Origin of the sequence: Poinsettia branch-inducing phytoplasma str. JR1 (assembly GCF_000309465.1) — a bacterium.
Taxonomy (GTDB): Bacteria; Bacillota_I; Bacilli_A; order Acholeplasmatales; family Acholeplasmataceae; genus Phytoplasma; species Phytoplasma pruni.
On sequence record NZ_AKIK01000066.1, the window covers coordinates 1 to 7,493 of the forward strand.

Genomic DNA, 7,493 nt, shown 5'->3' on the forward strand with positions numbered 1-7,493 from the left:
TGATGAATCCATTGCACGGGTAAAGGGGGTATCAGGCATCCGCCATGCATTTGTAGCTGTATAAAACAAAGTAAAATATGTTAAATAATTATTATTTTCTAAAGAAAGATTGTTAAAGAATGAAAAATATCATCAAAAAATCAGCTAATTTCTTAACTGTTTTTCGCATCTTTTTGGTTTTTTGTATGTTGCCTTTAATGGTTATGATTTTAAACGTAAAAAAAAAACAACCAGATGGTGTAGAAACAACGCTAAGTTTGTTTTTTAATTTGATTTTTATCATCGCAGCTATCACCGATTATCTTGACGGTTATATAGCTAAAAAATTCCAACAACAAACAGTTTTTGGAAAGTTTTTTGACCCAATAGCTGATAAGTTGCTTGTTATTATAACTTTTTTTCACATATATTTGTTAAGTAATCATAAATTTTTATTACCTGAAAAAAACGATAATAAAAGCATTGAATTAGGAATTGTCAGTATTATAATAGCCACTATTATCAGAGATTTGATCATTACGGGAGTGCGTTTGGTCGCTGTTGAAAAAAAACATATTATTTCCGCTTCTTTTTTAGGAAAATTAAAAACTGTTTTCACTTTTATAACTATTATTTTTTTATTATTTGTTAAACAAATATACTTGCGTATTTGGGACCCTTTGAATTTAGAAAATATATTACAAATAAAATATTTTATTAATGTTTTATCAGGCATAAACATTTTTTTAATCGTCTTTTCAGGAATGTTTTATATAATTAACAATTTTAAATTTATTAGGTCTAATTTCGTTCAAAACTAACTATCTCTACCCAAATAATTAAAAAAATATTTATATCAAAATATATCGAAAATAACTAAAGGAATGAAACAAAATTATGAATAACGAAAAAGTTAAAAACGAAAAAAGCAAAATAGAAAAAACTAAACAAGAAGTGACGAAAAACGAAAAAAATAAAGAAGTGGTTGAAAAAACGATTAAAGAAATTGAACAACGTTTCGGTAAAGGGAGCATTATGAAGTTAAATTCGGAACAAACTGATAAAATCCAAGTTATTCCGACTGGTTCTTTAACTTTGGATATTGCTTTATCAATCGGTGGTTTTCCTAAAGGTCGTATTATTGAAATTTTTGGACCTGAAAGTTCCGGAAAAACAACTTTAACTTTACATGCAATAGCGGAAACTCAAAAACAAGGAGGGAATGTCGCTTTTATTGATGTGGAAAACGCTCTGGACCCTAATTACGCTAAAGCGATAGGAATAGATTTAGACAATTTCATTATTTCTCAACCAGATTCAGGCGAAAAAGCTTTAGATATAGTCGAATCTTTAATTAAAAGCGAAAATTTCAGTTTAATAGTTGTGGACTCTGTGGCTGCTTTAGTACCGGAAGCTGAATTAAAAGGCGAAAGTGGCGATTCTTTTATGGGTCTTCACGCCAGAATGATGGGACAAGCAATGAGAAAGCAATCAGCTATCGTTTCTAAAACTAATACTATCGTAATTTATGTGAATCAATTAAGAGAGAAAGTGGGAGTAATTTACGGTAGTCCTGAAGTAACTCCAGGTGGTAAAGCTTTAAAATATTTCGCTTCTTTAAGGCTAGATATTAGAAAGTCTGAATTCATCAAAGAAGATGGTGCTTTTATCGGTATTCGTTCCAATGTTAAAGTAGTGAAATCTAAGGTTTCTTCTCCTTTCAAAGTTGCTCAATTAGAAATTATGTACGGAAAAGGGATTGCTAAAGAAGGTGAAATTTTAGATTTAGCGGTTGATCTTGAATTAGTCCAAAAAAGCGGAGCTTGGTATAGTTATCAAAATAAACATATCGGTCAAGGAAAAGAAAAAGCTAAAGAGTTTTTATTACAAAACCCTGATAATAGCGAAATCTTTAGAAGAACAAATTAAAAAAAGTTATAAATTGCTATAAATAATATCCTTTTTTAAAAAAAAAATTAACAATAGAAAGGTCTTTATATGAAGAAAAAAAACAGCCTTTTTAAAGGGGCGAATTGGAATAAATTAGAAGACGAGTTTACGCAATATTTTTATGAACAAAATTTAAGTCAATTTTGGCGTCCTGAAGATATCAGTCTTCAAAGCGATTTAATTGCTTGGCAAGCACTTTCTCCTGAAGAAAAAAAAGCCTATTCAAGGGATTTATTAGTTTTGACTTTTTTAGATACTTATCAAGGTGATATCGGTATGCCGGTTATTCTTCGTTCTTGCTTGCCTTACGAACATCAAAAAAAAGCAACTCTTAATTTCATGGGAGCAATGGAAAATGCTGTTCACGCGAAAAGTTATTCTAATATTTTTATGACTTTTTTAAATAAAGAAGAAATCAATCAATTATTCGCTTGGGGCGAAGAACAAAAAAATTTACAAAATATTTTAAATATTATTGTCGGCATTTACGAAGATTTAGAAAAAAACATCGTTATTAATAAATATGAATCCAAAAAAAGCGATAATAAAACTTTTAACGAAATTAAATGGAAAAGCATGGTTGCTTCTGTTTTTCTTGAAACTTGGTTGTTTTACAGTGGTTTTTATTATCCTTTATATTTCTACGGTCAAGGTCAATTGATGCAAGCTGGAGAAATGATTAACTTGATTATCCGAGATGAAAGTGTTCATGGAGTTTATGTAGGTCGTTTAGCTAAAGAATTATATTATAACTTTTCCAAAGAACAAAAAACATATTTAAAAAAATGGTTAGATGATTTATTGGACAATTTATATGAAGAACAAAAAGCTTTAGCTCATGAAATTTATCAAGAAGTTGGTTTGATAGAAGATGTTAACGCCTTTGTTCGTTATAACGCTAATAAAGCGTTAATGAATTTAGGTTTTGAACAAAAATTCCCTCAAGAAAATATTAATCCTGTAGTTTTAAACGGACTTAATACTGAAACCAAAACTATGGATAACTTTTCCATGAAAGGGAATGGTTACCAAAAAATGAAATCAGAAAGCCTCAAAGATGAAGATTTTATTTTTTAAAAAATCTTGTCTTAAAACAGATATTATTAAAAAAAACAAGTCATTTCATAAGACTTGTTTTTTTATAAAAAATAAAAAAGAAAGAAAATTCTTTAAAAGAGCTTTCTTTCTTTTTTATGTATTAATTTTTTGTATTAATTTAACTTTTATTTAATGATAATTTAAATGGCAGGGATATCAGGATTCGAACCCGAACAAGCGGTTTTGGAGACCGTTATGCTACCGTTGACATCATATCCCTTAAAATGATTTAAAATAATAATTTTTAATATTAATGGTACGGGTGACAGGACTTGAACCTGCACGCCAAAAGCGCTAGATCCTAAGTCTAGTGCGTCTTCCATTCCGCCACACCCGCGGATTAGTTTTAAGTTGTCGCATTTATGTTGTTAGTATTGGCAGGCCCAGCTGGATTTGAACCAACGAATGACGGAGTCAAAGTCCGTTGCCTTACCACTTGGCTATGGGCCTACAAAAAATATAAAGATAAAATAATAAATTGGGGCGGCTGATGGGAATCGAACCCACGCGTGTCGGCTCCACAAGCCGCTGCGTTAACCACTTCGCCACAACCGCCATAAAAATACATCCAAAAAAAATAATGTATCAAATAACAACATTTATTATTATACATGATTTTTTAAAAAAAGTAATTAAAAAATAATACATAATATTAAAAAAATAAATTAGCATTCTCTTCTTGACATTGCCAAAATGATTTGTTATAATAAAAATGAAATTATTAATAGTATTGAAATAAATGATAAAAAAGGAGATAAACATAAAAATGTTTTTTAATGCAAATGATAGAAATAATGATTTATTAGAAAATTTATTAGACGATTGGAAAAGAATTTCTTTTGGTGATAATTCTCATTCTTTTATGAAAACTGATATTAAAGAATATCCTCAACATTATGAATTGATTAGCGAATTGCCTGGTTTTAAAAAAGAAAATATTAAAATAAGTTTAGAAGAAGGATGGTTAATCATTGAAGCTCATCCTAAGCAAGAAAACCCATCAAAAGCCGTGCAAAAAAACGAAAGCCAACCTGAGGTTAACTTTTTAAGACAAGAAAGAATTAGAGGCATTATTAAACGTAGTTTTAACATAGGTGAAGATTTTTCTATTAAAGATATTGATGGTGCATTAAATAATGGTTTATTAACAATTATTATTAAGAAAAAACCTGAAGAGCCTCAAAAAGAAAAACAATATTTAGAATTAAAATAATCTTTATAAATAAAAAAAATCAAAATAATTATATTTTGAATTTTTTTATTTACTATAGAAAGATTAATTTTTTAACTGTTTATTCGTCTTATCCACTAAAAGGGCTTTCACAAAAGGCAAATCTTTTGGGTCAATATATAAGGCGTTTTTTTGATCATCATAATAAGAAAAAGAATTATCATTCATAGGCATATTGTTTAACATAAATAACTGCATTTCAGAAACGTTTTTTAATTGATCAAATATTTTTTTCAAACTTTTAGGAATCTGTTTATTGATTGTTTCTTCGATGAAAGAAAGGTCAATAGGTTTTTCGTTAACATTTTCCCTTTCTGGAGAATTATTACCATTATTATCGTTAGAATTGTTATTATTAGAATTATCGTTCTTTCTTTGGTTTTTTTCGTTACCGTTAAAATTAAAACTATTTTTAATACTGTTTTTCAATAATTCTTTTTCTAAAAGTTCTAATTTTTGTTTTAATAATTCTTTTTCAAAGAAATTTTGTTGTTGATTTAATTCCATTTTGCTTTCTAATTTGCTTTGATATAATTCTAACCTAATTAAATCAATATCTTTATCTTTTTCTCTGGAATTTTTTGCTTCTTCTTTTCTCTTCATGTCCAAAATAGTTAATTCTATTAAAGATAAGTTTTTATTTTTATATACATCATCTGATAATTGGTTTTGAATGGAAATTTGCGGATTTTTGTTATTAATATCGTTTTTTTCTTTTTCTTCTCCGAAAAAAAAATTCAAAAGGAATAAAACAAAACGCATTAATAACTTAATTAGTTTTTGAAGTGGTCCAGCCAAAATAATAAGCGATACAATCAAGTATGCAACCCAATTGTTAAGAATGTTGTTCCAAATTTCATTCACCACAATAAATTTCACCTTTTGATTCTTTTTTATTTTTAAATAACTTAAAAAACTAATGATACAATATTATTGTAGCATATTTATTTGAAATTAACAAATTATTATTATTTTTATATATTTTTTATGTAACTTTTTGATTTTTTGAGCGCACACCGATACAATAAAATGAAAATATGCGATTCTTTTTATCAATTTATAAAAAAGAAGGAGAATTATCATGTCTGAAAATAAATATTTACATCAATTAAAAGATTTTAAAGACGGTTTTAAGTCCTTTATCAATAAAGGGGACGTTATCAAATTAGCTATCGCCATCGTGATGGGGCAGTTATTTACCAAAATGGTGAGTTCCTTATCTACTGACGTCATTATGCCTCCTATTGTTTGGTTATTTAACGGAAAATTTACCTTAAATGAACTAAAAATAAATTTAGGTGGGGAGAACGCTATTAATTATGGTAAATTTTTACAAAACGTTTTTGAATTTTTTATGGTCGCTTTCGTTATTTATATTTTTGTGTATCAAGGTAAAAAACATTTACAAACCAAGAACCCTTCTAACGTCAAAGAGTTGAAAATCGACGATATCAAACAATTAGAACAAGAAAAAGTAGCTTTACTAAAAGAAATTAAAGACTTGCTTCAAAATTCTCCAAAATAAAATAATATAGTTAAAAATACTCTTGATATGGGGATATTTTTCAATTGAACAAATCATCTATAAACTTTATTGTTATATGATGATATTTTAAAAAAAGGTAATATATACGTCAATTTATGAAAAAAATTTATTCTTTCTGTTGGATGCTATTTATCTTCTTCTCTTGTATGATGGTTTATTTTCGCCTAACAAAAAGGGAAGGCCAAACAAAGAAACAATTTATCGAAAACAGGATACAAATTTTAATAGATTCATTGAAGGAAAAAAACAACATTATTCAAACGCAAGAATTAATCATTAAAGAAAATCAACAACAAATCATTAAAAAAGACCATAATTTATGTTTTTACAAGAAAAAGATTAAATTATTAACGAAAGAGAAGGAAGAAATAAAAAAAGATTTATCTTCTATCACTAATGCTTTAATCGAAAAAGCCAACGAAATAGAAGAATTAAATAATCTTTTTTTCTAAAATAACTTCTCAAAAAAAATGTTAATGATTTAATGGAGTTATAATTTAAATATCAATTCCAATTAAAAAAATCCTCCAATATAAAACAAAAAAACTATTTATGAATTGTTTTTTTCATAAATAGTTTTTTTTATTTCTAAATTTATAAATATCATTAATATTTTAAAAATTCATTAATAATCTTTTTGGCAATTATTAAGACAAAGTCGGCCATAAAGTACTTATAGTGTCAGCAACCGCATCATTCATGTCTTTAGCAAAAGCATCAAAAATAAAATTATAACTACTAGTTTTGCAAGCGTTTTTTGCCAGAGTTATAGCAAGGTTGGTAGTGTAAGTTAACTCAGCAGTCACTATATCTTTCATATTATCGCTATCGTATGCAAAAACTTTAAAAAAATCAGTTTGAACTTCGGCCCATTCATTTATGCATAAATAGTCATTAATAATACTACTTACTACATCTAGAATCATTTTTTTGGAAGCTTTATCGGTGTGCTGAGACAAAGCATAATTTTTCAACTCATCAACAACCTTAGCCATTCCTATTGTATTTTTGTCATTGAAAGAATCATTAATAGTTTCTACAATATCTGTTGTATCATCTTGAACGTGAACAGCGTGTGTAATTTGTGTTTGTTTTTGTGTATGTTCTTCATTATTTTGAGCAAAAATTTTCTGCGTAAAAACAGGTAAAGTCATTAATAAAAAAGCATTTAACATTAAGAAAAATAAATAACTATTTTTTATTTTTTGATTAAACAAAAATATATACCTCTATTTTCTTTTATTTTTTGAGGTGCCCCACAAAAGTAGAGCCAAAAGAAAACAACTAATTAAACCAAATTGTTTATTAATTAAAAATAAACAGTTTGGTTTTTTTATTTAACCAAACTTAAAAAAGGAGTTTTAACAAAATGAAGGAAAAAGAAATTGTAAATTTACTTAAAAAAGAGAAAAAAGAAAAAGAAAAGCACGACAAACAAATTTTATCTGCTTTAAATATTTATGAACAATTAAATGTGCATGAACAACTATACAAAACAAAACAAAAGAAAAGTCCAAAGTCAACTAAAATCTATACGGATATTGATTCTAATGGATGTGCTGACATTATTTACGTTGAAAAGCCCAAAAAAAAGCAATTGAAATTAAAGGTTAATAATTGTGAAGGAATATTAGCTAAACCAAAAGACATCAAAAAGAATAAAAAACACCAACAAATTAAATATGCATT

At 27.1% G+C, this 7,493-nt stretch carries 7 protein-coding genes, 4 tRNA genes and 2 pseudogenes; 7 read left to right on the forward strand and 6 right to left on the reverse strand.

All coding sequences use genetic code 11. The features are described from left to right. Nucleotides 1-119 precede the first annotated feature (119 nt). The 3 genes and pseudogenes from ON17_RS01620 (at nucleotide 120) to nrdF (ending at nucleotide 3,006) form a co-directional block, all read left to right on the forward strand. Nucleotides 120-800 carry a CDP-alcohol phosphatidyltransferase family protein gene (locus ON17_RS01620; RefSeq protein WP_017191770.1) on the forward strand — a complete coding sequence of 227 codons (681 nt, stop codon included), beginning with the start codon at nucleotides 120-122 and terminating at the stop codon, nucleotides 798-800. A gap of 76 nt (nucleotides 801-876) precedes the next feature. Next, a pseudogene (recA, locus tag ON17_RS01625) lies at nucleotides 877-1,930 on the forward strand (recombinase RecA). A 47-nt stretch (nucleotides 1,931-1,977) separates the two neighbouring features. Then, the gene (gene nrdF / locus ON17_RS01630; protein WP_017191772.1) at nucleotides 1,978-3,006 is read left to right on the forward strand and encodes a class 1b ribonucleoside-diphosphate reductase subunit beta; all 1,029 of its coding nucleotides are present in this window, start codon (nucleotides 1,978-1,980) and stop codon (nucleotides 3,004-3,006) included. Nucleotides 3,007-3,172: 166 nt separating this feature from the next. Here nrdF and ON17_RS01635 read toward each other — a convergent pair. The 4 genes from ON17_RS01635 to ON17_RS01650 all read right to left on the reverse strand — a co-directional run bounded on the left by ON17_RS01635 (nucleotide 3,173) and on the right by ON17_RS01650 (nucleotide 3,582). Next, nucleotides 3,173-3,247: transfer RNA gene (locus tag ON17_RS01635), tRNA-Trp, on the reverse strand. A 34-nt stretch (nucleotides 3,248-3,281) separates the two neighbouring features. After that, nucleotides 3,282-3,364 (reverse strand) — tRNA-Leu (locus ON17_RS01640). 38 nt (nucleotides 3,365-3,402) lie between these two features. Then, nucleotides 3,403-3,477: transfer RNA gene (locus tag ON17_RS01645), tRNA-Gln, on the reverse strand. A gap of 29 nt (nucleotides 3,478-3,506) precedes the next feature. Further along, a tRNA-His gene (locus tag ON17_RS01650) sits at nucleotides 3,507-3,582 on the reverse strand. 211 nt (nucleotides 3,583-3,793) lie between these two features. On the opposite strand from ON17_RS01650, the gene ON17_RS01655 reads away from it, so the two are divergent. Next, nucleotides 3,794-4,240, forward strand: a complete 447-nt coding sequence (locus tag ON17_RS01655) for an Hsp20 family protein (protein ID WP_017191774.1) — start codon at nucleotides 3,794-3,796, stop codon at nucleotides 4,238-4,240. A gap of 63 nt (nucleotides 4,241-4,303) precedes the next feature. Here ON17_RS01655 and ON17_RS01660 read toward each other — a convergent pair whose 3' ends face one another. Continuing rightward, nucleotides 4,304-5,125: a hypothetical protein gene (locus tag ON17_RS01660; RefSeq protein WP_017191775.1), complete on the reverse strand. Its 822-nt coding sequence runs from the start codon at nucleotides 5,123-5,125 to the stop codon at nucleotides 4,304-4,306. 214 nt (nucleotides 5,126-5,339) lie between these two features. On the opposite strand from ON17_RS01660, the gene mscL reads away from it, so the two are divergent. Both mscL and ON17_RS03890 read left to right on the forward strand, forming a co-directional pair. Beyond that, a complete protein-coding gene (gene mscL, locus ON17_RS01665) occupies nucleotides 5,340-5,783 on the forward strand; it encodes a large conductance mechanosensitive channel protein MscL (protein WP_017191776.1) in 444 nt (147 codons plus the stop codon). Nucleotides 5,784-6,037: 254 nt separating this feature from the next. Then, on the forward strand, nucleotides 6,038-6,256 hold the full coding sequence (locus ON17_RS03890; protein WP_261974251.1) for a hypothetical protein: 219 nt from the start codon (nucleotides 6,038-6,040) through the stop codon (nucleotides 6,254-6,256). Nucleotides 6,257-6,451: 195 nt separating this feature from the next. Here ON17_RS03890 and ON17_RS01675 read toward each other — a convergent pair whose 3' ends face one another. Beyond that, a complete protein-coding gene (locus tag ON17_RS01675; protein ID WP_017191778.1) occupies nucleotides 6,452-7,021 on the reverse strand; it encodes a hypothetical protein in 570 nt (189 codons plus the stop codon). Between the two features lie 152 nt (nucleotides 7,022-7,173). On the opposite strand from ON17_RS01675, the pseudogene ON17_RS01680 reads away from it, so the two are divergent. Next, nucleotides 7,174-7,493 (forward strand): annotated as a pseudogene (locus ON17_RS01680) (hypothetical protein); the annotation flags it as partial.